The organism is Flavobacterium ginsenosidimutans, assembly GCF_003254625.1.
Classification (GTDB): domain Bacteria; phylum Bacteroidota; class Bacteroidia; order Flavobacteriales; family Flavobacteriaceae; genus Flavobacterium; species Flavobacterium ginsenosidimutans.
In genome coordinates this window covers 391680-417914 of the sequence record NZ_QJRJ01000080.1, presented here as the reverse complement: position 1 = coordinate 417914, position 26235 = coordinate 391680, and the positions used below count along the sequence as shown (strand labels likewise).

Annotated in this window: 22 protein-coding genes; 9 read left to right on the top strand and 13 right to left on the bottom strand. The window is 33.3% G+C overall.

What is annotated here, in order from left to right; all coding sequences use genetic code 11:
• Positions 1-34 precede the first annotated feature (34 nt).
• The 6 genes from DM444_RS18080 to DM444_RS18055 form a co-directional block, all read right to left on the bottom strand.
• On the bottom strand, positions 35-622 hold the full coding sequence (locus tag DM444_RS18080) for an LURP-one-related/scramblase family protein (protein WP_111289181.1): 588 nt from the start codon (positions 620-622) through the stop codon (positions 35-37).
• A 53-nt stretch (positions 623-675) separates the two neighbouring features.
• The gene (locus DM444_RS18075; RefSeq protein ID WP_111289179.1) at positions 676-2841 is read right to left on the bottom strand and encodes a vWA domain-containing protein; all 2166 of its coding nucleotides are present in this window, start codon (positions 2839-2841) and stop codon (positions 676-678) included.
• A gap of 70 nt (positions 2842-2911) precedes the next feature.
• Positions 2912-3883 carry a hypothetical protein gene (locus tag DM444_RS18070; RefSeq protein ID WP_111289177.1) on the bottom strand — a complete coding sequence of 324 codons (972 nt, stop codon included), beginning with the start codon at positions 3881-3883 and terminating at the stop codon, positions 2912-2914.
• 2 nt (positions 3884-3885) lie between these two features.
• Complete coding sequence (locus DM444_RS18065) at positions 3886-4386, bottom strand: RNA polymerase sigma factor (protein ID WP_111289274.1); 501 nt, start codon at positions 4384-4386, stop codon at positions 3886-3888.
• 269 nt (positions 4387-4655) lie between these two features.
• A complete protein-coding gene (locus DM444_RS18060) occupies positions 4656-5492 on the bottom strand; it encodes a DUF6929 family protein (protein ID WP_111289175.1) in 837 nt (278 codons plus the stop codon).
• Between the two features lie 222 nt (positions 5493-5714).
• Positions 5715-6233 carry a hypothetical protein gene (locus tag DM444_RS18055; RefSeq protein WP_111289173.1) on the bottom strand — a complete coding sequence of 173 codons (519 nt, stop codon included), beginning with the start codon at positions 6231-6233 and terminating at the stop codon, positions 5715-5717.
• Between the two features lie 190 nt (positions 6234-6423).
• On the opposite strand from DM444_RS18055, the gene DM444_RS18050 reads away from it, so the two are divergent.
• The 3 genes from DM444_RS18050 (at position 6424) to DM444_RS18040 (ending at position 10122) form a co-directional block, all read left to right on the top strand.
• Positions 6424-7809, top strand: coding sequence for an MATE family efflux transporter (locus DM444_RS18050; protein ID WP_111289171.1), 1386 nt, complete (start codon positions 6424-6426; stop codon positions 7807-7809).
• Between the two features lie 110 nt (positions 7810-7919).
• Positions 7920-8147, top strand: a complete 228-nt coding sequence (locus tag DM444_RS18045; RefSeq protein ID WP_008468034.1) for a hypothetical protein — start codon at positions 7920-7922, stop codon at positions 8145-8147.
• Between the two features lie 37 nt (positions 8148-8184).
• Positions 8185-10122 carry an LTA synthase family protein gene (locus tag DM444_RS18040; protein WP_111289169.1) on the top strand — a complete coding sequence of 646 codons (1938 nt, stop codon included), beginning with the start codon at positions 8185-8187 and terminating at the stop codon, positions 10120-10122.
• A gap of 283 nt (positions 10123-10405) precedes the next feature.
• Here DM444_RS18040 and meaB read toward each other — a convergent pair whose 3' ends face one another.
• From meaB to DM444_RS18025, 3 genes are all read right to left on the bottom strand, one after another.
• Complete coding sequence (gene meaB, locus DM444_RS18035; RefSeq protein WP_111289167.1) at positions 10406-11527, bottom strand: methylmalonyl Co-A mutase-associated GTPase MeaB; 1122 nt, start codon at positions 11525-11527, stop codon at positions 10406-10408.
• 227 nt (positions 11528-11754) lie between these two features.
• Positions 11755-12396: an NAD(P)-dependent oxidoreductase gene (locus DM444_RS18030; protein WP_111289165.1), complete on the bottom strand. Its 642-nt coding sequence runs from the start codon at positions 12394-12396 to the stop codon at positions 11755-11757.
• 59 nt (positions 12397-12455) lie between these two features.
• A complete protein-coding gene (locus DM444_RS18025) occupies positions 12456-12863 on the bottom strand; it encodes an RrF2 family transcriptional regulator (RefSeq protein WP_111289163.1) in 408 nt (135 codons plus the stop codon).
• Positions 12864-13172: 309 nt separating this feature from the next.
• Between DM444_RS18025 and DM444_RS18020 the strand changes: the two genes are divergently transcribed.
• A complete protein-coding gene (locus tag DM444_RS18020; protein WP_111289161.1) occupies positions 13173-14084 on the top strand; it encodes an AEC family transporter in 912 nt (303 codons plus the stop codon).
• A gap of 112 nt (positions 14085-14196) precedes the next feature.
• Positions 14197-14835 carry a peroxiredoxin gene (locus DM444_RS18015; RefSeq protein WP_008468040.1) on the top strand — a complete coding sequence of 213 codons (639 nt, stop codon included), beginning with the start codon at positions 14197-14199 and terminating at the stop codon, positions 14833-14835.
• Between the two features lie 168 nt (positions 14836-15003).
• Here DM444_RS18015 and DM444_RS18010 read toward each other — a convergent pair whose 3' ends face one another.
• The 3 genes from DM444_RS18010 to DM444_RS18000 all read right to left on the bottom strand — a co-directional run bounded on the left by DM444_RS18010 (position 15004) and on the right by DM444_RS18000 (position 19573).
• Complete coding sequence (locus tag DM444_RS18010) at positions 15004-17241, bottom strand: cation:proton antiporter domain-containing protein (protein ID WP_111289159.1); 2238 nt, start codon at positions 17239-17241, stop codon at positions 15004-15006.
• A 216-nt stretch (positions 17242-17457) separates the two neighbouring features.
• Positions 17458-18804 (bottom strand): adenylosuccinate lyase, encoded by a 1347-nt coding sequence (gene purB, locus DM444_RS18005; protein ID WP_111289157.1) that lies wholly within the window; start codon positions 18802-18804, stop codon positions 17458-17460.
• A gap of 79 nt (positions 18805-18883) precedes the next feature.
• Complete coding sequence (locus tag DM444_RS18000; protein WP_111289155.1) at positions 18884-19573, bottom strand: SIR2 family NAD-dependent protein deacylase; 690 nt, start codon at positions 19571-19573, stop codon at positions 18884-18886.
• Positions 19574-19740: 167 nt separating this feature from the next.
• On the opposite strand from DM444_RS18000, the gene cysC reads away from it, so the two are divergent.
• From cysC to DM444_RS17980, 4 genes are read left to right on the top strand one after another with little or no spacing between them, the layout of a single operon-like run.
• Positions 19741-20268: an adenylyl-sulfate kinase gene (gene cysC, locus DM444_RS17995; protein ID WP_111289153.1), complete on the top strand. Its 528-nt coding sequence runs from the start codon at positions 19741-19743 to the stop codon at positions 20266-20268.
• A 5-nt stretch (positions 20269-20273) separates the two neighbouring features.
• A complete protein-coding gene (locus tag DM444_RS17990) occupies positions 20274-20963 on the top strand; it encodes an aspartyl/asparaginyl beta-hydroxylase domain-containing protein (RefSeq protein ID WP_111289151.1) in 690 nt (229 codons plus the stop codon).
• Between the two features lies 1 nt (position 20964).
• Positions 20965-21933: a sulfotransferase family protein gene (locus tag DM444_RS17985; RefSeq protein ID WP_111289149.1), complete on the top strand. Its 969-nt coding sequence runs from the start codon at positions 20965-20967 to the stop codon at positions 21931-21933.
• A 60-nt stretch (positions 21934-21993) separates the two neighbouring features.
• On the top strand, positions 21994-22656 hold the full coding sequence (locus tag DM444_RS17980; RefSeq protein ID WP_111289147.1) for a TrmH family RNA methyltransferase: 663 nt from the start codon (positions 21994-21996) through the stop codon (positions 22654-22656).
• Positions 22657-22834: 178 nt separating this feature from the next.
• Here the strand turns inward: DM444_RS17980 and secA are convergent, their stop codons facing one another.
• A complete protein-coding gene (secA, locus tag DM444_RS17975; RefSeq protein WP_111289145.1) occupies positions 22835-26176 on the bottom strand; it encodes a preprotein translocase subunit SecA in 3342 nt (1113 codons plus the stop codon).
• Positions 26177-26235 lie beyond the last annotated feature (59 nt).

The following is a 26235-nucleotide window of genomic DNA, read 5'->3' as shown; positions in this document are numbered from 1 at the left end:
AAAGTATTCTTAATCTAAGTTTAACAGCTTTCGATTATTCTTTCAGAACCATGTCAATACACATTACGGCTCCTAAGATTAACTGTCTCAACGGACTATCAGCTGCAACAGTATCTTCAATTTGAAGTACATAATTGTCTGCACTTGTAAAAAACTCTTTTCCTAAACCTGCCCATTTTTTGCTTACTTGAGCCAATTGTTTGTTTTCGTGAGAGAATTTAAAATCCCAGCCTGTCCATTTTCCTTGAAGTGTTGCAACTGGTTTTTCATTTTTGTCCAAGATGTCAAACTTTCCTCCAATCGAAAAGAATTTTTGTTTGAAAGTCCCAACCAAACGATCTTTTTCGTCCAAAACTTCAACAGTCGATCTAAAGATGGCAACACCTCTTCTTACAGTAATTAACTTTTCGCCTGAAGCAGTTGTAATTTCAACATTAAACGGAGTTGCTCTTTTGTAATCTGTAAAACGGAAAACTTTTGTGAAAAAACCAAGATTGTTTTCTCGGCAGTTCATTATGATTTGGTTGGTTTCTGGATCGTAGATGTCGTAATTGTTTGCGGCTTTGAACATTCCAACGTGTTCTTTTACTAAAAATAGATTTTGGCTTAAAATAGGATTCATACGTGTGTAAAATAAGTTTTAAAAATAAAGCCGCAAATGTAATACAATATTTATTAATTATAGTGTTTAGAAGTTTCAACCAAACGGATAAACTCAGCTTTGTAACCTTCAGCATCGTTTGAATTTCCTTGCTTCGCTAATTTTATAATTTCTTTAGAAGATTTGTCAGCGATTAATTTTGAATCTCTTAATTTCAATCCGAACCAAGCTACGGCAGAACTAAATTTCATATCATCACTCGCTTTTTCTAAACCAACCGATTTATTTTCGATTATCTGAACCATTTCGATACTTTTATCGCCATCAGGTTTTTTGTAACGGAATTTAATTGTTGCCAATTCGTTGCTATAATTATTTGAGCTAGTTTCTGTTTTAGTGTATTTTAAATCATCTGGTTGTTCGGCTAAATAATCGCTTTTTATGCCAGTTGGAATAATTTCGTATAAAGCCGTAACGGTATGATTACTTCCTAATTCTCCAGCATCAATGGCATCATTTTTAAAATCTTCTGGACGCAATTTTCTGTTTTCATAACCAATTAATCGATAAGACTGAACTTGCTTCGGATTAAATTCGATTTGGATTTTTACATCTTTCGCGATAGCAAACATCGAACCTTTGAATTCTTTTCCTAAAAATCGATTTGCTTCTTGAATATTATCGATATACGCATAATTTCCGTTTCCTTTATCGGCCAAGATTTCCATTTTGCTGTCTTTGTAATTTCCCATTCCATAACCTAAACAAGTCAAGAAAACGCCTGTTTTTCTTTTTTCTTCAATTAGTTTTTCCATATCAGAATTAGAAGAACTTCCAACGTTGAAATCTCCGTCAGTAGCCAAGATTACTCTATTGTTTCCGCTTTTAATGAAATTTTCAGCAGCAATTTTATAGGCCAGTTCAATTCCTGCTCCGCCAGCTGTACTTCCTCCGGCTTGCAAATTGTCTAATGCATTAATAATTGTTTTTTTCTCATTGCCAGAAGTTGGAGGTAAAACCAATCCTGCTGCGCCAGCGTAAACCACAATTGCCACTTTATCTTTTGATCTTAATTCGTCAACCAAAATTTTCAGCGATTGTTTTAGTAAAGGCAATTTGTTCATGTCATCCATAGATCCAGAAACATCAATTAAGAAAACAAGGTTTGAAGCAGGTAAATCTTCAGTTGGAATATTTTTTCCTTGTAAACCAATTTTCAAGATTTTGTTTTTTGAATTCCAAGGAGAATCGCTTACTTCAGTATTGATTGAAAACGGATGCTCGTTTTTTGGCTGCGGATAAGTATATTTAAAGAAATTAACCATTTCTTCAACACGAACGGCGTCTTTTGGAACTTGCTGTCCGTTGTTTAAAAATCGTCTGATATTGGTATAAGAAGCATTATCGACATCTATGGAAAAAGTAGAAAGCGGTGCTGTTTTTGGACTTTCAAAAGCATTTTCGACAAAAGAATCGTAATCTTCCTGAGTTGGTTCAGTCGGAATTGGCATAATATTTAATTTTTTATCCAATTCTTTTTCTGAAAGGTTTTTATAGATTTCATTTTTGGTTGAAATTACTACAACGCCATTAGATGCTTTATTGCCATAAATTGAAGTCGCAGCTTGATCTTTTAAAACCGAAACATTATCAATATCATTCGGATTAATTTTTGACATTTGATTGGCTTTCATCTTAACTCCATCAACAATATACATTGGTTCGTTTTTAGGAGAAATTGATGCAGTACCGCGAATTGCAATCGTAGGGCTTGGACTTGCAGCATATCCAATATTATTTTGAACTTGAACTCCTGCAACTTTTCCTTGCAGCGCCTGTTTAGCTTCTTTTTTTTCTTTTCTTCTTTCAGCTCGAGCATAACTTCGATCTTCATATTCAACGTCGCTTGTTCCGTACCCCACAACTACAACTTCTTGTAATTCAGCATGACTACTTTTTAGTACAACATTGATAATATTTGACGATTGTATATAAAAGGTTTGAGTATCCAAACCGACGTAGCTAAAAACAAGAGCATCTCCTTTTTGAGCTTGAATAGAATATTTTCCATCAAAATCAGTTTGGGAATACTTTTTAGTGCCTTTAATAATGATTTGAACGCCTGGAAGAGGTGTTTGAGATTCATCAGTAACTGTTCCAGTAATTGTTCTTTCTTGTGCCATGGTTACGAAACATATAAGCATAGCAATAGCTGATGAAATAAGTTTTAGACTTTTCATGATAATAAGTTTTAGAATTAATGTTTTGATTTTGCTTTGTCAAAGCTGCAGACTTTGACAAAGCTTGAGATTATTTTTTCGGAGTAGGTTTTCCGTTTTTTGTAGTTATAATTACAACTCCTTTTTTTCCTCTTTCGCCATATTTTTCGGTGGCTTCAAGGTCTTGTAAAATAGTTATCGTTTTTATTTCTTGACGATCTAAAGGCGCGTATGGACTTGTTGGATTTTTGCCAAATAAATCATTTTCAGAATAATAAATGCCATCAATGATATATAAAGGTTCATCTAAAATCATTAGCGAATCAACATTCTCAGGATCTAAATTTGGTATTTCAGCCTGTATCATTTTATCTCTTTTTGCATCATCGCTATGCGCCATGGCATTTCCGTTAAGAACGATCAAAGGAGTGCTTTTCTTAGCTTTTTGAGCAGGTGCAGCAGCGTAAGCAACTTTTGCAGATTGTCTTTCTTTTGTATCAGAATAACTTTTTTCTGCTAGAGCATCTTTTTTAGAAGCAATATAATTGTCAGCTTCTTCATTTTGCTCTTCAGCTTTTAAAGGTTCATTTGCAGAAACTATAGCTTCAGAAGCAATATTTGCAGCTGGCAGGTCCAAAAGAGGTTCTGTGTTTGAAACAGCTGGTTCTTGAATAGCAACTCGTTCTTTATTTTTAGTTTGATTTTCTAAAATTTTAACAGCCTCTTCGTTGGAAACAATTTCAGAATCAGAAGGCGGAGTTATAATTTCATTTGAAGTTGGTTTTTGAGGTTTTTCTTTTACTTTTTCGTCAAAAACTACTTTTGTTGTTTCTGTTGCAATTTCTTTATCTGAATGTAAAAATTGATATCCTAGTGAAATTAGTAATAGAAGAGAAGCAGCAACCGCAATTTTTTTCCATAAAACGATTGTTTTTTTATCTTCTTTTTTGTCCAGTTTTTCTTCAACGCGCGACCAGACTTTTTCCATTGCAGGAAAGTCTTGAAACTCGGCTTTTTGCGAAGCTTCTTTTATTTTATCGAATAATTTATCTTGATTGTCCATGACTATTTTGCTTTTTGATAATACAGTTTATTAACCAGTTCTTTCAGTTTGGTTTTAGCGGCATTCAATTGTGATTTTGAGGTGCCTTCAGAAATCTTCAGCATTTCGGCTATTTCTTTATGAGAGAAACCTTCAATAACAAAAAGGTTAAAAACAGTTTTACAGCCGTCTGGAATGTGGTTTAATAAATTAAGTAAATCTTCTTCTTCCAATGTATTTAGTTCGTCGACAGAAGGCTGAGAAATCAGCTTTACATCGTCTAGATACATATTAAAGTTGGTTGCTTTTCTAATTGTCGCCAAACAATGATTTACAGTTATTCTTCTAGCCCAAGCTTCAAAAGCATACGCTTCTTTTAACTGATCGAGTTTGGTGAAAATAGTAAAGAAAGAATCAGCCAAAGCTTCTTCAATTTCCTCCTCCTTTTTTAAATATCTTTTGCAAAGGCGGTACAACTTTGGCGCCATGTATTCGTACACTTGACGCTGGGCGTCACGGTGCATTTTTTTACAGTTTGCTATTTGAGTTTCGTTTATCACAATTGTTGTCTTTCTTGTATAGAGAGATAAAAAGATAAAAAGGTTGGGAGAGGGGTAAAAAAAATATTAAAATATTTTTTTAGGTTCAAAGTTACAAAGTTACAAAGCTTTAAAGTTTTTATTGTAGAGACGCACTGCAGTGCGTCTAACGTCACGTAAATAAATCTGTATCGACAATCTTTGTGTAGACGCACTGCGGTGCGCCTCTACGATAATATTGTAATCGAATAGTTTTATTTAACCGGCAAAGTCAATTTATAAATCTTAGTTTCTAAAACTTCTGTGTCATTGTCTTCGCAAAGCAAAAACTCGATTTTATTGTTTTCTTTTTTATAAAGAGTCAAACCTTCAAATTTGTTGGTTGAAGTAATTTTTTGAGTGAAATCAATTTTCATGGTTTTTACATCGATTCTGCCGATGAAACTTCCTAGAATTTCTCCATCATCGTAAGTTGATTTTGTGTCTTCTGCGGTTGAAAGAAAGTAGATTTTATCATCGACCAAAACGGCATCGGTAAAACTGGAACGAACGCCTTTTATTTTTGGTAATTTGTAATTGACAGAAATAAGAGCAAATTCTTCTCCGAGATTTTTAGCGTGAATGGTAAAAATGGTGTTTTTGTTAGAAATACCATTTCCTCTATTAAATAAATACCAGTTTTCTCCATCGAAAATAGCGCCTTCCAGATTAAAATCTTCTGGTTTTATTTCTCCGAAATTCTGCATTACAGCATATAAATCGACTAAATTATTCTTTTGTAAAACCGTTTTCGATTTAATATCGAATTCAATCATTTTATTTCGATTTTCGGTTGAGCCGGAACCAAAGACATAAAGTGTGTCATTATGATGCGTTAGAGATTCAAAATCAGGTTTTAGATTTTTCGGAATATTTTGCGTCGGATTGTCAATTAAAGCATGTTGGTTTAATTGTTTGTTTTCAATATTATATTCGTAAAGAAATCCGCTATTGTCACCAATTACGTAAAGCGAATTATTATTGAAAAATAATCCTGATGCAGAACCGATTCCGATAATTTGAAATAATATTTCTAATGTGAATTTTTCCATGAAGTTTTTTCTTGTAGAATATTGCAATGAATAACGTTCCTGATAATTTATCGGGATTCGTAAAATTAGTATATTTAATAAGACAAAAAATGAAAAAAATATATGACAAGATTTAAAATCTTTTGCGTTCAGTTTTAAACTCGATATAAAATAAAAAACCCGACAGATTCCTGAGACTGTCGGGTTTTTACCAAAAACAAAATAATAAATTAAACCTATTTTTTATAGTTTAAAACCATAAGCAACACGCAGCGCTACTTGATTGGTTCTAAAATCATGATAATCTTCATAACGAACACTTAAGTCGATGTACTTGTTGGCATATCCAATACCTGGAGCCCATAAAAAAGTTGTTTTGTCGTAACCATTTGTTACTGCAAAACCAGCACCAAGTTCTCCTAAAACATAAAATTGATCTTTTAAAACAAAAGCCTTAAAACCCGCTTTTGCTGGAATGAATCCAAGATCTTTTATGTCATTTCCAAGATCGTCTTTTCCCATAAATAAATTTGTAAATCCTGTTGTTAAGGTCAAAGATGTTTTTTTGGAAAGATCATACTGTAAACGAACATCTCCCCCAAGAGACCAGTCGTAATCATTGTCGGTTGGCAATCCCCCATTTAAGCCAAAACCTAATCTAAAACCTTGATCGTAATTTGTTGCTTCTGTTTCTTGAGCAAATGTGGTGTTGGCAAATAAAAATGTGAAAGCAGCTAGGCATAACATCTGTAATTTTTTCATGGCTTATATTTTTGAAATTTCTATAACGTAAAATTATATGGAAGGCATTTTGAGTTTGTTATACAATTTTTAAAAATCGTTATATAATATTGAGTTCGTCTTATTTTTGCCTTAAAATTGGTATATATTTTTATTAATTGGATAGAATTCGAAGCTTCTGACTATCTTTGCCGACTAAAATTGAATACAAGTGAATTTAAAGCAGTACACCAAAGAGTTTTCGTATAATTTAAGACTGGCATATCCCGTAATTTTGGGTATGGTCGGACATACTTTAATTGGTATTGTCGATAATATAATGGTTGGTAAAATTGGAAGTACAGAATTGGCGGCAGTTTCACTTGGTAACAGTATGATTTTTATTGCAATGTCTTTAGGAATTGGATTTTCTACAGCCATTACGCCAATTGTTGCCGAAGGAGATGCTGAAAAAAATGACACTAAAATTCGTTCGGCTTTTCATCACGGATTATTTCTTTGTACAATTTTAGGATTGATGCTTTTTACCGTAATTATGTTTGCGAAACCAATTATGGAATTGTTAAAACAGCCAGAAGATGTTATTGTGCTTGCAAAACCTTATTTAGGCTGGGTTGCTTTTTCATTGATTCCGTTAGTGATGTATCAAGGATATAAACAATTTGCAGATGGAATGTCATTAACCAAATATTCAATGTATGCGATGGTAATGGCAAACGTTCTTCACGTTGGAATAAACTATGTTTTAATTTACGGAATTTGGTTTTTTCCAAAAATGGGAATTATCGGCGCAGCTTTAGGAACCGTAATATCGAGAATATTTTTGGTAATGTTCATGCATATTATGCTTTCGCGAAGAGATGATTTAAAACGCTTTTTTAAAGGGTTCAGTTTTAATGAAATAAAAAAGGCAACCATAAAAAAGATAATCAGCATCGGATTTCCTTCTGCAATGCAAATGCTTTTTGAAGTGGTTTTGTTTACAGCTTCAATCTGGCTTTGCGGAAACATTGGAAAAACAAGTCAGGCGGCAAACCAAATTGCTTTGAGTTTGGCATCGATGACTTTTATGTTTGCAATGGGATTAAGCGTAACATCGATGGTGCGTGTAAGTAACCAAAGAGGTTTGATGGATTATAAAAAACTGATTGTTGTTGCACGTTCTATTTTCTTACTTGCTATAATTTTAGAAACGATTTTTGCAATTTTCTTTATCATTTTCCATAATTATTTGCCTCATATTTTCTTGAACATGGAAAATACAGGACAGATTTTAGATAATGAAGAAGTAATTGGTATTGCATCAAAATTGCTTTTAATTGCAGCAGTTTTCCAGATTTCTGACGGAATTCAGGTGGTAGTTTTAGGCGCTTTACGCGGATTGCAGGATGTAAAAGTGCCAATGTACATTACCTTTGTAGCGTATTGGGTTATTGGTTTTCCTATTTCCTATTACTTAGGAGAACACACCGAATTGAAAGCACAAGGAGTTTGGATCGGACTTTTGGCAGGTTTAACCGCAGCGGCAATTTGTTTGTATATTCGTTTTCATTACCTAACAAAGAGATTGATTACCAATTCAGTTTCAAATAACTAAATTTGAATAAAAAATAAGCTGAAGATTATAAAACTTAAAGTCAGGAGAAATCCTTTTAATCTGTATAATCGGTGGCTAAAAAAAATAACCATTAAAAAAAATAAATAGATATGGAATTACCTAAATTTTTACTTGGAGACAATACTGATTTTCCAGACGATATTTTTATCATTCACCTTGATTACCCGAGATTTATTATCAATTTAAAAGATGATGAAGTTGAGTTTTTAGAAGAACCAGAAGATCTTGACGAAGCAGAATTAAACGCCGAAATGGAAAGTTTAATTGAGAAAGCAAATGAATTTTATGACAGAGAAATCAATCGTTACGAAGAGTAATTTGTTTTTCTAATCTTACGTTCTTATACTATTTTTAATGAAAAATTTACGTTTTTTAAAACCTATTTTCAGTTTTATATTAATCGGATTATTGATTACCACTTTAAGCCGAATCTTTTTGTTTTTTCTTTTTAAAGAAAGAGTAGAGCAGACACCAGATTTCTGGTATATTTTTCCAATCGGTCTTCGAATGGATTTAATATTGCTTTGTTATTTGTCATTTCTTCCAGCGTTGCTGATTACTTTTTTGCCAAATAAAGCGATAAAGTTTACCAATAAGTTTCTGGTAATCTATAGTTTTCTGTTTCTGTTTTTAATTCTTTTTGTAGAATTAGCTTCGCCAGATTTTGTAAAACAATACGATACTCGTCCAAACAAGATTTTCTTAGATTATCTTATTTATCCAAAAGAAGTGGTTGGAATGCTTTTAAAAAGTTATCTGACTTCTATAATTGTAACGTTCCTTATTCTAGGAGTTGTGATTTATTTTGCTTTCAAAAAAGGAAAACAATTATTCCATACTGCAAGTACAGATTATAAATTCAAACTTATGGTATTTCCATTAGTTGCTTTTTTATTGTTTTTTGGAGCGCGTTCAAGTCTGACTTCAAAACGCCCGATAAATGCCAGTAATGCTGTTTTTTCTACAGATCAGTTAACAAATACATTGGGATTAAATTCATTTTATACGGTTGCTTTTGCTGCATATTCAATTAAAAATGAAGGAAACACCAAAATGTATGGTAAAATGGACGAAGCAGAAGCGATTGCTCGTGTAAAGAAATACATGGCGGCAGGTCCAAATGATTTTACCGATGCTGAAATTCCGTTCTTACACGTACAACAGCCCGATTCTGTTAGGCAAAAGCCATACAATTTGGTTATTTTTCTACAGGAAAGTTTAGGGGCTGAATATGTTGGAATTTTAGGAGGAAAGCCATTAACTCCAGAATTCGATAAATTATCGAAAGAGGGAACATTATTCACCAATTTATATTGCACAGGAACAAGAAGTGTTCGCGGAATTGAAGCAGTTGTAACTGGATTTTTGCCTTCGCCATCAGAAAGTGTTGTAAAACTTGGAAATTCGCAGCAAGGCTTTTTTACTTTAGCGGAGGCGTTAAAGCAAAAAGGTTACGAGACTAGTTTCATTTATGGCGGAATGGCAAATTTTGATAATATGGCTTCGTTTTTCAACGGAAATGGCTTCAGTGATATTGTCGATCAAGAAGATTTTGATTCTGATGGAAATAAATATGCTTTCAAAGGAACTTGGGGCTATTCTGATGAAGATTTGGTTACCAAAGCCAATCAGTATTTCAAATCAAAAGGAGATAAACCATTTTTCTCTTTAATGTTCTCAACTTCAAATCATGAGCCTTTTGAATATCCAGCGGGAAGAATAAAACCTTACGATAAAAAACTTGCAACGGTAAATAATGCCATGAAATATGCTGATTTCTCTATTGGAAAATTCTTTGAAATGGCGAAAAAAGAAGCTTATTTCAAAAACACAATTTTTATTGTAATTGCTGACCATAATACGAGAACATACGGTAAAAATTTAGTTCCGATTAATAAATTCCACATTCCAGCATTTATTATGGGACCTGGAGTTCCAAAAGGAGCAGTTTATGACAGACTGGCAAGTCAGATTGATATTCCGCCAACATTATTAAGTTATTTAGGACTTCCATTTGAAACTCCAATGGTAGGTCGAAATTTAAATAAACTAGATAAGAAAGTAGAAGGAAGATCGATCATGCAGTTTAATGATATCAATGCGTTTAGAGTTGAAAATCAAGTTGTAATCATGCAGCCAAATTTGAAACCATTGCAATTTGAAATCAAAAACGATACAACTTTAGTTCCAGTTAAATTAAATGAAGAATTAGCAAAAGATGCTTTGGCGCATGTAATTACAGCAGGGAATTTGTATAAAGAAAGTAAGTATAAGCTTAGGCCTAAAAAATAGGTTCAAAGGCAACAGTTACAAAGGTTCAAAGGTTTTTTACTTTGAACCTTTTCTTTTTTTAATGGAATTGAAATGCTTTGTTGGTTCTCGACTCTGCGTGAACTGACAAACAGAACAAAAAAATCACAGATTTGTCATTTCGACGAAGGAGAAATCTCCGTTGCTATATCTACAAAGATTGATATGCTTTGTGGAGCTACTCGCGAAGATTTCTCCTTCGTCGAAATGACAAGATTGTGTATCGAGATTGTTGAGAAGTTAAAAGGAGCAAAGCTACTTTTTTCTACTTTGAACCTTTGTCACTTTGAGCCTTTGCACCTTTATTAAAATACAATTTTAATAAACTAGAAGCAGCTGCAAACGATGAAATTTCATTGTTTTGCACTGCTTTTTTGCTTTCTTCAAGAAGCGAGATAATTTCAGGCTGATTATAGAAATTTTGTTTCAATTGTTCATTGATGGTTTCCATCATCCAGAAATGGTTTTGTTCGTTTCTTTTTTCGTCGAAAAACCCTGTTTCTTTGGTTAATTCGAAATATTCAGAAATCGTATTCCAAACATCAGGAATGCCGTCTTTTGTTAGCGAACTGCAAGTAGTCACTTTGGGTTGCCAGTTTGATTTTTTTGGAGGAAATAAATGCAAAGCGCGATTAAATTCCAATTTTGCCTGATTGGCTTTTTTTATATTATCGCCATCCGATTTATTAATGACAATAGCATCTGCCATTTCCATAATGCCACGTTTGATGCCTTGAAGTTCGTCGCCTGCGCCAGAAATTTTTAAAAGTAAAAAGAAATCGACCATGCTATGAACCGCAGTTTCGCTTTGGCCAACACCAACTGTTTCGATAATAATAGTATCAAAACCTGCAGCTTCACAAAGAATAATTGTTTCTCGGGTTTTTCGAGCCACACCGCCCAAAGTTTCTCCAGAAGCGCTTGGACGAATAAAAGCATTTTCATCTTTAACCAATTCTTCCATTCGGGTTTTATCACCTAGAATACTTCCGTGTGAAAGCGAACTGCTAGGATCAACTGCTAAAACAGCTACTTTTTTTCCTAATTGTGTAAGATGTTTTCCAAAAGCTTCGATAAAAGTACTTTTTCCAACACCAGGAACTCCTGTAATACCAATTCGAATCGATTTATTGGCATGAGTTAAACAACCTTGAACAACTTCGCCAGCTTTTTCAAAATGATCAGGATTTGTACTTTCTATTAAAGTAATAGCACGACTTAAAGAAGTTCTATTTCCTTCTAAAATACCATTAATTAATTCCTGAGAAGTTGGCTGTTGTCTGCGTTTGTTTTTAATTTGATTTATAGCCGAAATATTGGTGATTTCGGGAGGTGAAATTCCAGCTTTTTCAGATATACTGCCAGTTTGTTTATTAGAATTTGACAAAACGCACTTTTTAGAAATGTAAAAGTACTGAAAACAAAAACAGTTTCAAAAAGTTAGTTCATCACTAATTTACACGAATTTGTTATTATCAAAAGGAGTAAAAAAAAGTTTGCCACGAATTCACGAATTTTCTTTTTAAAATCTTTGAGATTATTTATTCGAATTAATTCGAATAATATTAGGTAAAGATTTTAAAAAGAAAATTCGTGAATTCGTGGCAAAAAAAATTAGTAGCCCGCAGTAAATCTAACTTGATGATGTTTTGGAGTTTCTACTTCATCAGCAATTACAACCGCTAGATCTTCTACAGATAAAATACTTCTTTGTTCGTCATTGAAAACTGGATTTTCTAATCCTAAACGATATTTTCCAGTTCTGCCAGTTTTAGTTCCAGCGTGCATTTCGAAGGCAGGACTAAAAAATGCCCAGTCTAAATCTTTTTCTTCTTTAATGATGTTTAAATAATGTCTTGCGGCGTTTGCGCCAGGGAAAATTTCTTTTGGAAAATCTGGAGTGTCAACTGCTTGTAAATCTGGCGCAACATATAAACTTCCTGCCCCACCAATAGTAATAAAACGTTTAACACCTGATTTTTTAACCGCTTCCTGAATCGCTTTTGAACCAGCTAAAAAGTCATCATAAATGTTTGGGTTTGTCCATCCTGGATTATAAGCATTCACAACAGCATCGTGACCTTTTAAGATTTCTGCCAGTGCGTCAACATTAAAAATATCTGCAGCAACCCAAGTTGCGTTTGCTGTGTCTTTTGGAGTTCTTGCAATAGCAGTGATTTCGTGTTTTCTGTCTGCTAATTCATTTAAAAGTGCTGAGCCAACAAATCCTGTAGCTCCAATAAGTGCAATTTTCATAATATATATAAATTTATTTAGTAATAAAAAATGTTACAGTTTTGGTTAAAAAAATAGTTTTAAAATTGATTCGAAAAATCTTCCAATGAAATACCTTCCAGCTGTAAGCTGACTTTCTGATTCATTTCGCTGTATAAATTTTCCAAATGCTGATTGATGTTTTTCCCAACAGGGCAATCAGGATTCGGTTGATTTTTAGCAAAACCTAAACCAATGGTTTCAAAGGTCATTTCGAATATTTGTTTTAAAGTCAGTTCAGCAGCGTTTACTGCCAATTTTGTACCGCCATTTTTTCCTTCTTTGCTTTCTACGATATGATGAGCTTTTAAGTTGGCAATTTCTTTTCGAACCAAAACAGGATTTAAATTAATACTTCCCGCAATAAACTCCGATGACAAATAATCATTTGGGAATTTATGCAGCAGAGTAAGAATGTGAATTGTTATGGCAAATTTACCTGAAATCATACTGTAATAAAATATGTTACAAATTTACGTCTTTTTGTAACACAAAATACTAATTTAACTATTTTTTAAGTGATTAGTAATTAGTGAAAAGTTCTTAGTGATTAGTCTTTAGGTTTTAATATGTCGTAATTGTTACTTTTATATAATAATTAGTAAAAAAAAGTATTACTTGTAGTTTGAAATGTACAACAAAAGCATTTTAAGCATTAATTTTAGATCCTAAATCATATCACTAAAAATTAAAGATTAATTACTAAGAACTAGTTACTAATCACTAAGGACTAATTACTAAGGACTAAAAGCCAATTAATGAACAACTTCCTTCTAATATTTCTCTTTCTTTCACTCGGATTAATTTTACAGCGAGTAAAACAATTTCCTACTCATATTTATAAGACGCTCAATAAAATTGTCATTTATTTTTGCCTTCCTGCGATTACTTTGTATCACATTCCGAAGATAAAATGGAGCAGTGAATTATTGTTTCCAATAGGAGCGGGGTGGATTACTTATATTCTGGCTTTTATCTTTTTTCATTTTTTAGGAAGAAGAAATGGTTGGTCGAACAAATTGATTGGATGTCTGATTTTGACAGCAGGATTAAGTAATAGTTCTTTTTTGGGTTATCCAATTATTGAAGCTTTGTTTGGAAAGAAAGGTTTAGAAACTGCCGTTTTAGTTGATCAGCCAGGAACTTTTGTTGTGGTTTCTACTTTAGGGGTTTTTACTGCAGCTTTTTATTCTAAAGGAAACCCAAATGCTTTAGGGATTTTCAAAAAGATCATTTTGTTTCCGCCATTTCTAATGTTCGTTTTGGCTTGTTTAATGAATGTTTTTGATTACAATTTAAATGAGAATTTTCAATTTGTTTTATTGAAAATTGGAAGTCTGGTTACACCTTTAGCTTTACTCTCTGTTGGTTTGCAATTGACTTTTGATAGAAAAAGCCAACATTGGAAATTTTTGCGACTAGGACTTTTTTTTAAATTGCTTTTAATTCCTTTTATAATTTTCGTGCTTTATGTTTTTATTTTTAATCAGCATTCTGAAGCAATAAAAATTACCATAATGGAAACCGCTATGGCTCCTATGATTACAGGCGCAATCCTAGCCTCAACTTACGGATTAAAACCAAAATTAAGCAGTATGATGATTGGTTTCGGAATTCCAATTTCCTTCATTACACTTGCTTTCTGGTATTTTGTTTTGAGCTTTATTTAGAAGTAAAATACTAATTATATCGACAAAGTAGAATTTTAACTTTTTTTTACCTTTTGAATGTTTTCTAAATACATTTTTTAATTAATTTTAGATGAACTAAAAATGATAAATTATGTCAACATTAAGATTAGGCGATATAGCTCCAGATTTTCAGGCAGAAACTACGCAAGGACCAATTAATTTTCACGAATGGTTAGGAGATTCGTGGGGTGTTTTATTCTCGCATCCAGCAGATTTTACTCCGGTTTGTACAACTGAATTAGGAACTGTAGCGAACTATGTTCCAGAATTCAAAAAAAGAAATACTAAGGTTATTGCTTTGAGTGTAGACGGTTTGGATTCTCACAAAGAGTGGATTAAAGATATCAACGAAACTCAAAATACAGAGGTAAATTTCCCAATTATTGCTGATGAGGATAAAAAAGTAGCAAATCTTTACGATATGCTTCATCCAAATGCGAGTGACAAATTTACAGTGCGTTCTGTTTTTGTTATCGGACCAGATAAAAAAATCAAATTGACTTTAACATATCCAGCTTCGACAGGAAGAAATTTCGATGAATTACTTCGTGTAATTGACAGTTTGCAATTAACAGCAAATTACAGCGTTGCAACTCCTGCAAACTGGAAAGATGGAGAAGATGTAGTAATTGCACCAGCAATTCCAGACAGCGACATCCCAGCTAAATTCCCAAAAGGACATACGCCTATCAAACCTTATTTACGTTTGACACCGCAACCGAATAAATAATATTCTGAGTTTCTAAGTTTCTGAGATGCTAAGATTCTTAGTTTTTCAAAATAATTAATATAAAAGCGCTAAGATTTCATTATGAAATCTTAGCGCTTTATTTTTACTAAAGTTTAAAAAGAGGCAAGATAAAAACTTAGAATCTTAGCATCTCAGAAACTTAGGAACTTATTTCGCTGCCAACAAAGCATTCATCCTTTTTTTATCTCCTACAACCCAGAGAATATCATTTTTCTCTAATATTAAGCTAGATTCGGGATTTAAAATACGATTTCCATTTCGCTCGATACCAACTACCATTCCGTCGGTTTTGGTTCTAAATTGTCCGATGCTTTTTTGAATAAATTCGTCTTGAGAAACTTCCATTTGGCGTAATACAATATCAGTTTCTTCTACTTTTACAGGTGGTTCTGTTTCATTTTGAGTTAAGAATTTTGTGAATTCTGTAATTTGAGCATCGGTTCCAATTACACAAATTTCATCGCCAGGAAACAAACGTTCAGTTTTGGTCGGAATTGGAATCGTTACTTCTCCACGTTTGATGTAAGCGATATTAATTCCTAATTGCTCACGAATTTTGAGTTCCTGTAAAGTCTGTCCAACTAAGTTTGATTCTTTTTTAATTTCGAAGAAAGACATATGTCCATCCCACGGCATTAAATTGGCATATCTTCTGTCGATTTTTTTGTTTTCGCGATCGTTGAGGTTTTTTAGAAAGTGATTTTCGATTTTATGATATTGCTCGTTTAATTTTTTAGGGAAAATCTGGTAAGCTCCTATTGCAATAATAAGCGCGACGAAAGCAACCAAAGGAGAGAAGAAAATATTTAACAAGAATCCGACAAAGAATAAACCAAGACTCATTCTAATCAGGATTAGCATTAATAATGCCCCACGATATTTACGTTCTTCCCACAGTATTTCAACTTCTTCGACTTTTACACGACGTAATGAAAGCGCCCATAAAAAAGGTGCTATAACAACTAAAGTTAGTAAAGCTGCTAAAGTATTTCCAAATCTAGTGTCTGCAACTAAAGGAGCAACAAATTTAGAAGACAATAAAATAATTGCCGTGATAATTATGGTATGAAGAATAATTTGTGTGATTGAAGAACGAAGGACAATCTGCCAAGTACTTACCGATTTAATTGCCTGTGCGTTGACACTATAACGGTTTATATTTTTAACCCATCTTTTAGGCATTTTGGATTCTAAAAAGAAAGCAAAACGTTCTGAATATTTAATTAAAAACGGAGTTGTAAAAGTGGTAATTGCAGATACAGCAACGATAATTGGATATAAGAAATCACTGGTAACTTTTAAGGTCATCCCAAGTGTTGCAATAATAAACGAGAACTCACCAATTTGCGCCAAACTCATTCCGGTTTGAACAGATTGTTTTAAAGGCTGACCAGAAATTAAAGCTCCAATCGAAGAACTGAATGCTTTTCCGAATATAGTCAATAGTGTAATTATAGCCACTGGAAGTGCATAATTAACCAAAGTTACGGGATTAATTAACATTCCTACCGATACAAAGAAAACGGCACCAAAAAAATCTTTTACAGGCTGAATTAAATGTTCGATTTTTTCTGCCATTGTGGTTTCAGCAATAATAGATCCCATGATAAAAGCGCCTAAAGCTGGAGAAAATCCAACATTTGCAGCAAAAATTACCATCATTAGACATAATGCTAATGAGATAATCAGCAGCATCTCGTCAGTTAAGAGATGTTTTGCTTTTTTGAAAATAGTTGGAATAATAAAAATTCCGCCCAAAAACCAAATAATTAAAAAGAAAACTAGTTTTAAGACAGATTGCAGTAATTCTGTACCAGAAACTTGATCGCTTACTGCAATAGTTGACAGTAAAACAAGCATTAAAATAGCAACAATATCTTCAACAATTAAAGCACCAAAAACAATTCCAACGAACTTTTTTCCTTTGACTCCCAATTCATCAAAAGCTCTGATAATAATAGTTGTGGATGAAATTGAAAGTGTTGCTCCCAAGAAAATACTGTCCATTTTTCCCCAGCCCATCCATTGTCCAACCGCATAACCAATTACAGTCATAAACAAAATCTGGGTTATAGCGGTGACAGATGAAGTCCCTCCAACCTTCATTAATTTTTTAAAACTGAATTCGAGTCCTAAACTAAAAAGTAAAAATATAACCCCAATTTCTGCCCAAACTTCCACACTTTTCATGTCGGTTATAGATGGGAAAAAATCAAAATGGTTTCCAGCCAAAAATCCTGCGATTAGGTAGCCTAAAACCAGAGGCTGTTTCATTTTTTTAAATATTAGAACGGCAATTCCAGCAGTCATCAGGATTAATCCTAAATCACTAATTAAAGGTTGTAAATGGTGTGTACTTTCAGCAGCGGCGCTTAATGCAATCATAGGTGGTATTTTAGTTTTCGTGGAGCTTGATCCAGCTTTTCATTTAAAGTCTTTGTTCAAAATCTGGTTTTTTGTACGAAAAGACTTTTTTAAAATGTAATTCACTGAACTCCAACGAAAATAAGTTAAGTGAAGTAATCTGGACTACTCCGGGTTAAATAAAAAAAGCTATCTCGATAAAGATAGCTTTTTTTGATAAAATATTTGGAGTTTTTCTTAAATTCCTGTGTAATTGCTAGGAGTTATAGCTAATAATTCTGCTCTAACAGAATCTGAAACTTCTAAAGTTGCAATGAAATTATGAATCGCATTTTTGTCGATAGCTTCGTTAGTTCTTGTTAAACCTTTTAAAGCTTCGTACGGATTTGGATAAGCTTCGCGGCGTAAAATAGTCTGAATAGCTTCAGCCACAACTGCCCAGTTTTTCTCTAAATCTTCAGCAAATTTACCTTCGTTTAAAAGTAATTTATTCAAACCTTTAAGAGTAGCTTCAAAAGCGATAATTGTATGTCCGAAAGGAACACCAACATTACGTAAAACAGTACTGTCAGTTAAGTCACGCTGTAATCTTGAAATTGGAAGTTTAGCTGCTAAATGCTCGAAAATAGCATTTGCAATTCCTAAGTTTCCTTCAGAGTTTTCAAAATCAATTGGGTTTACTTTATGTGGCATTGCAGAAGAACCAATTTCTCCAGCTTTGATTTTTTGTTTGAAATAATCCATCGAAACATACGTCCAAATGTCACGATCTAAATCGATGATAATGGTGTTGATTCTTTTTAAAGCATCAAAAAAAGCAGCAAAATGATCGTAATGCTCAATTTGAGTTGTTGGAAAAGAATGTTTTAAACCAAGATCTGTTTCAACAAATTTGTTTCCAAATTGTTTCCAGTCAATCTGTGGATACGCTACGTGATGCGCGTTAAAGTTTCCTGTTGCTCCACCAAATTTAGCAGCAAACGGAATATTGAACAACAAACGCATTTGCTCTTCTAAACGCTCAACAAACACCAAAATTTCTTTTCCTAAACGAGTAGGAGAGGCTGGCTGTCCGTGCGTACGAGCAAGCATTGGAATGTCTTTCCATTCTGTGCTTAACTCTTTTAGTTTTGCAATTACAGCAATTAAAGTTGGCATATAAACTTGCTCAAACGCTTCTTTTGTAGAAAGCGGAATTGCAGTATTATTAATATCTTGAGACGTTAATCCGAAGTGAATGAACTCTTTGTATTGAGATAGACCTAATTTTTCAAAAGCATCTTTAATAAAGTATTCAACCGCTTTTACGTCGTGATTGGTTACTTTTTCTGTTTCTTTAATCCAAAGCGCATCTTCTGTTGAGAAATTTTTGTAGATATTTCTCAAGCTTTCAAATAAACTTGAATCAATGCCTTTTAATTGTGGCAATGGAATTTGGCATAATGCAATGAAGTATTCCACTTCAACTAAAACGCGATATTTAATTAAAGCTTCTTCAGAGAAAAAAGGGGCTAAATTTTGAGTTTTATTTCTATATCTTCCGTCAATTGGCGATATAGCATTCAGTTCGTTTAGAGTAGTCATTGTTATGTTGTTTTTTCGAAAGGTGCAAATATAAACAGAATTTAGCGATTACAGCTAATTAAAAAGCGCATTTATGCATTCAAAATGAATTTAATCGCTCTCTTAAATCGGCAACTCCTTCTGATGCAAATTTGGCAATCGTTTCCACTTTGTTTCGAAGATTCGGAATTGCAATTGGCTTTGGATCAATATAAAAAACAGGAGTTGTGCTTGGTGTGTAAGCAATTAGGCCTGCGGCAGGATAAACTTGCAGCGAAGTTCCAATTACAGCAAAATAATCTGCCGTTTCGGTAATGTCAATAGCTTCTTCCAAAGCAGGAACTTCTTCGCCAAACCAAACAATATGCGGACGCAATTGATGGCCGTTTGTGTCTAAATCTCCCGTAAACAAATCTTCTGTCCAATCTAAAATTAGATTTTTGTTTTGTGTGCTTCGAACTTTTAATAATTCCCCATGCAAATGCAAAACTTTTGTGCTTCCGGCGCGTTCGTGCAAATCGTCAACATTTTGAGTAATAATATGTACATCAAAATCTTTTTCCAATTCGGCCAAAATAATATGTCCAAGATTTGGTTTTACTTCTTTTAACTGCTGGCGACGTTTGTTATAAAAATCCAAAACTAATTCTTGATTTTTGAACCAGCCTTCTGGCGTTGCAACTTCCATTACATCATGACCTTCCCATAAACCATCGCTGTCGCGAAATGTTTTGATACCGCTTTCGGCACTGATTCCTGCTCCGGTTAAGACTACAAGTTTCTTTTTCATTCTTAATTTTATTAAAAGATAAAAATAGTAATTTCTTTCTTCAAATGTTTAGTAAATAGTCAGGATCAGCTGTTCTTTTTAAAGGAAAATAATGGGTATTTATACTCTTTATCTCTCGTTTTGAATTATTTAATTTTAATGTCACGTTTGATAAAAGTGTTTCTAAAATGATTTTAATTCAATTTACAGGCTTATCTGGTTCGGGAAAAACGACGCTGGCAGAAAATGTCAGGCATCTGCTGCTTCAAAATAATTATGAAGCAGAAATAGTAGATGGAGATGTTTACCGACAAACCATCTGTAAAGATTTAGGGTTTTCTAAAGAAGATCGCTGCGAAAATGTAAGACGTCTTTTTAATGTTGGTCGAGGTCTGATTGAAGAAAACAAGATTGTGCTCATGTCGGTTATAAATCCGTATGAAAATCTTAGGAATGAATTAAGGACTTTTGAATTTGTAAAAACGGTCTTTTTGGATTGCTCGATTCATAATTTGATCGAAAGAGATCCAAAAGGATTGTATAAAAGAGCATTATTGCCTGACAATGATCAAAATAAAATTAGAAATTTTACTGGGATAACGGATGTTTATGAAACTCCAAAAAATGCAGATTTAGTATTAAAAACAGATTCTGAGACCATTTCAGTTTCTGCCAATAAACTGTACAATTTTATAATTAGCAATTTAAAATTTTAAGACTTATGAATCCTTCTTCATGCCAACTTCCAATTTCTTTTTCGATTGAAAAATTGAAAAATGATTTATTGACTTGCGAAACAAATTTGTGGATGCCGCATTTTAATACAAATAAATATGAAGGAAAATGGACAAGTATTTCTTTACGATCTCAATCTGGTTTAGAAACTGATATTCTTTCCTTTCCAGATAAAGAATATAAAAATACGCCTTTACTTGACAGTTGTCCTTATTTTAAAGAAATAATGGATTGGTTTGAATGCGAAAAAGAATCAGTTAGATTGTTAAGACTCGGACCTAATAGCGAGATTAAAGAACATTTTGATAATGATACTTCGTATGAAGATGGGTTTTTCAGGATTCATATTCCAATTCTCACCAATTCTGAAGTATATTTTTATGTAGATAAGAAACGAATTCCGATGAGAATGGGAGAGTGCTGGTATGCTAATTTTCAGTTACCGCATAGCGTGCAAAACAAAAGTTTGGAACCAAGAATTCACTTAACAGTGGATTGTTTAAGAAATGAATGGTCTGACGAATTGTTTTCTAAAATGGGTTTTGATGTAAATTATGTCCCGAAAAAACAATATGCAGATGAAGTAAAACAGCAGATTATTGCAGAACTTTCTAGAAATCCATCTGAAATTAATACCAAGATAATTGAAGAACTTCAATCGCAAATGAATTTATAAAATGGAAAATGTAAAAGATTTTATTTCAAATTGGATTCCTATTAACTTAGTTGAAAAAGAGAATGAAATCTATTTTGAATGGATTTATTTCTCAGACATACCTTTTTCAGAGCCTTTTTTTGAAGAAACAATTGTGAAATGCAGAAGCCATAGTTATAATTCGAAGCGTTTTAGATTAGTTAGTACAGCAGAAAATATTATTGAATGGTCCAAAGAATTAGATTTTGTTGAATTAAAGGGATTAGTTTTTCATGTGTCAAGATGCGGATCTACCATGTTAAGTCAGTCTCTTGCAACTTCATCTGAAAATATCATGGTTTCTGAAGCTCCTATTATCGATCAGATTTTAAGAAGTGATGCTTTTAATGAAGATACCAAAACAGTTTTGCTGAAATCGGTTTTGAGGTTCTTAGGTCAAAAAAGATTTCCAGATCAAAAGCATTTAATTATAAAATTGGATGCATGGAGTATTTTTAAGGCTTCTTATTTAAGATCGGTTTTTTCTGAAATTCCTTTTGCTTTATTATACCGAAATCCTGGAGAGGTTTTAAGATCGCATCAAAAGATGGCAGGAATGCATATGGTTCCAAATATAATTCCGTCGAGTGTTTTCGGAATTACTTCAAAAGAAATTGAGGAGTTAAGTTTTTACGAGTATCAAGCTTTGGTTTTAGAAAAATATTTTCAAAGTTTTTTGGATTTTTATGAAACAGACCAAAATGTGATAATGCTCAATTATAATGACGGAATGAAAAAGGTTATAGAACGATTTATCACTTTTATTAATGTCTGTTTTTCTGAAAAAGAAATAAATGCAATGCTAGAACGTCTTAAAAAACATTCTAAAAATGAAAGCGCTGTTTTTACGGGAGATTCATACAAAGACGATGTTTTGGCTGTGAATTTGGCTCAATTAAATGTTTTGCATGAAAAGCTTAATGCCAATTTTATTGAAGATTTGGCAGGCTGAAAAATAAGGTGAAGTCTTCTTTCTCTTTTATTTATTATTTTTGCGCCAAACATAAATAAAATGATTGATTTAGATTACCTCGCATTCTTAGAAAATATATTGACTGAAAACAGAAAAGCTAATTTTTTAAAAGTACTAGAAAATAGAACAAAACATTTTACAGTTGCAGTAGAAGATGTTTATCAAATGCATAATACAAGTGCTGTAATGCGAAGCTGTGAAGTCTTCGGGATTCAGGAATTGAATGTGATTGAACAGCGTTTTGGAAAACGTATTGACAAAGAAATTGCTTTAGGTGCACAAAAATGGGTTGATATTAACCGATTTGATTCGGTTTCAGGATGTCTTTCTGATTTGAGAAGTAAAGGATATCAAATTATTGCAACAACTCCGCACGAGAAAGATTGCATGTTGGAAGATTTCGATATTACAAAACCAAGCGCTTTATTCTTCGGAACGGAAAAGGAAGGATTGTCACAAGAAATTATGGACAATGCAGATGGTTTCTTAAAAATACCAATGGTTGGTTTTACTGAAAGTTTAAATATTTCGGTTTCGGCTGCAATCATTATTCAAAGCTTGACAAACAGACTTCGCAGATCTGATATCAATTGGAAATTGACTGAAGAAGAAATTTTAGTTAAACGTTTAGAGTGGGCTAAAAATTCTATTAAAGATATAAAACGAATTGAAGCGCGTTATTATCAAGATAACCCTAGATGAGTCTCAGTTTTCAGTCTCAGTCACAGTTTTAGGACTGAGGGAGTAAATTGGAAAATAAAAAATAATTTGCTAAAAAATAAAAAACCGACAGTTTCTAACTGTCGGTTTTTTTATGGAATTTATAAGTATCAGCCTGTAAACTGTGACTGTGACTGTGACTGAATACTTAAAAAAAATATTAGTTAATCAAAACCCAAGTTCCAGCAGCAATTAAAGCTTCAGCTTTTTTGTACTTCATTGTTTCTGTTTTACCAGTAGCAATTTCTTGAACTACAACATTATCATTTCTGTTGATTTTTGGCATATCTCTAACGATAGTTTCAGTAACTTGACGTTGTTGTGTTTCACCAGCTTCACGGTTGATGCTTTCGCTATTTGGAATTTCGTCTTTGCTTAACTGTAAGTTTTCTTTTTGACGAACTTCTCTTGCTTCGTGAATTTCTGGAGCGTTTTGAGCAGGTAAATCACCTTTAAATAAGAATGAAATAACTTCTTTGTTAACGTTGTCCAACATTCCTCTAAACAAGTTGAAAGCTTCTAATTTGTAAATAAGCAATGGATCTTTTTGCTCGTGAACAGCCAATTGAACAGATTGTTTCAATTCGTCCATTTTGCGTAGGTGTTTTTTCCAAGCTTCATCAACAATAGAAAGTGTAATGTTTTTCTCAAAATCAGCAATTAACTGAGCGCCTTCGCTTTCGTAAGCTTTTTTCAAGTCAGTTACCACATTCAAAGTTTTGATTCCGTCTGTAAAAGGAACTACAATTCTTTCGAAATGATTGTTTGGCTCTTCGAAAACTCCTTTGATAATTGGGAAAGCTTCTCTAGCGCTTCTTTCTGTTTTTTCAGTATAGAAAGCTAAAGCTTCTTTGTATACTTTTCCAGTAACTTCAATATCAGATAATTTTAAGAAATCAGCTTCTGAAATTGGAGATGTAATTCCGAAATAACGAATTAAATCAAATTCATATCCTTTGAAGTCATTTGCTACTTTACTGTTGTTTACGATTAATTCGCAAGTATCATAAAGCATGTTTGCAATATCCAGTTTCAAACGCTCTCCGAACAATGCGTGACGACGACGTTTGTAAACTACTTCACGTTGAGAGTTCATTACGTCATCATATTCTAATAAACGTTTACGAACACCAAAGTTGTTTTCTTCTACTTTTTTCTGAGCACGTTCGATAGATTTAGTCATCATAGAATGTTGGATAACTTCACCTTCTTTTAATCCCATTCTGTCCATTACCTTAGCAACTCTTTCAGAACCGAATAAACGCATTAAGTTATCTTCAAGAGAAACATAGAACTGAGAACTTCCTGGATCTCCTTGACGACCAGAACGACCACGTAACTGTCTGTCTACACGACGAGAATCATGACGCTCTGTACCAACGATTGCTAAACCTCCAGCAGCTTTTACTTCGGGAGATAATTTAATATCGGTACCACGACCAGCCATGTTTGTTGCAATAGTTACAACTCCAGCTTTACCAGCTTCTTCAACGATTTGTGCTTCTTGCTTGTGCATTTTCGCATTCAATACGTTATGTGTGATTCCTCTCATTTTAAGCATACGGCTTAATAATTCTGAAATCTCAACAGAAGTTGTTCCAATCAATACTGGTCTTCCAGCTTTTGATAATTCAGTCACGTCTTCAATAACAGCGTTGAATTTCTCACGTGTTGTTTTGTAGATATAATCTTCTTTGTCAATTCTTGCGATTCCACGGTTAGTTGGAATTTCAACAACATCCAATTTATAAATTTGCCATAACTCGCCAGCTTCTGTAACCGCTGTACCAGTCATACCACCCAATTTGTTGTACATTCTGAAATAATTCTGTAATGTAACTGTAGCAAATGTTTGAGTAGCAGCTTCGATTTTTACGTTTTCTTTTGCTTCGATCGCTTGGTGAAGACCGTCTGAGTAACGACGCCCGTCCATGATACGACCTGTTTGCTCATCGACAATCATAATTTTGTTGTCCATGATAACATACTCTACGTCTTTTTCAAATAAAGCATAAGCTTTTAAAAGCTGAGTAAGAGTATGGATACGCTCGCTTTTTACTCCAAAATCTTGGAATAATCTTTCTTTAGCTTCAGCTTCAGCGTCTTTGTCTAATTTTTGTTTTTCAATTGCAGCGATTTCTGTTCCAATGTCTGGTAAAACGAAGAAATCTGCATCAGTATCTCCAGAAAGGTATTTAATACCGTTGTCTGTCAATTCAACTTGATTGTTTTTTTCTTCAATCACAAAATATAAAGCTTCGTCAACTTTATGCATTTCACGATTGTTATCTTGCATATATTGATTTTCAGTTTTTTGAAGCAATTGTTTAATTCCTTCTTCACTCAAAAATTTAATTAATGCTTTATTTTTAGGTAAACTTCTGTAAGCTCTTAATAATAAGAATCCGCCTTCTTTAGTATTTCCTTCTTTGATTAATTTTTTAGCTTCAGCTAAGAAACCATTTGCTAACTGACGTTGTTGTGCAACTAAGTTTTCAATTTTTGGTTTCAATTCATTAAACTCATGACGATCTCCTTGCGGAACTGGTCCTGAAATAATAAGCGGTGTTCTAGCGTCATCAATTAATACAGAATCGACCTCGTCGACAATAGCATAATTGTGTTTTCTTTGAACTAAATCGCTTGGCGAGTGCGCCATGTTGTCTCTTAAGTAATCGAAACCAAACTCATTGTTAGTTCCGTAAGTGATATCAGCATCATAAGCTTTTTTTCTAGCTTCTGTACTTGGCTGGTGGTTGTCGATACAGTCAACAGATAAACCGTGGAATTCGAATAAAGGAGCTTTCCACGTGCTATCACGTTTTGCCAAGTAGTCATTCACAGTTACTAAGTGAACTCCATTTCCTGTCAAAGCGTTTAAGTAAAGAGGAAGAGTTGCAACTAAAGTTTTACCTTCTCCCGTTTGCATTTCGGCAACTTTACCTTCGTGTAATACCATACCACCAATTAACTGAACATCATAGTGAATCATGTCCCAAGTGATATCTTTTCCTGCGGCATTCCATTGGTTAGCCCAGATCGCTTTTTCACCTTCAATAGTAATATATGGTTTAGCAGCTGAGAATTCGCGGTCTTTTGGAGTTGCAGTAACTTCAATATGTGAGTTTTCTTTAAAACGACGAGCCGTTTCTTTAACTACAGAAAACGCTTCTGGAAGAATTTCCAATAAAGTTTTCTCAGAGATTTCATAAGCTTCTTTTTCAAGAGCATCTATTGCATCATAAAGGTCTTCTCTTTTATCGATGTCTTCGATGTTTTCTACTTCCGCTTTAAGCGAAGCAATTTTAGCATCTTTATCAGCTCTAGCTTCTTTTATTTTATCTTTAAAATAAAGGGTTCTAGCTCTTAATTCGTCGTTTGATAGACTCATTAAAGGAGCTTCGAATGTCTTGATTTTGTTTAAGTAAGGTTGTAAAGCTTTGACATCTTTTTGCGATTTATCGCCCACAAAGACTTTAATAATACTGTTTATGAAACTCATGATTTATCGTATTTCTTTATTATATAATATGTATTTGAGCCAAAAAAAAAGTCTCCATA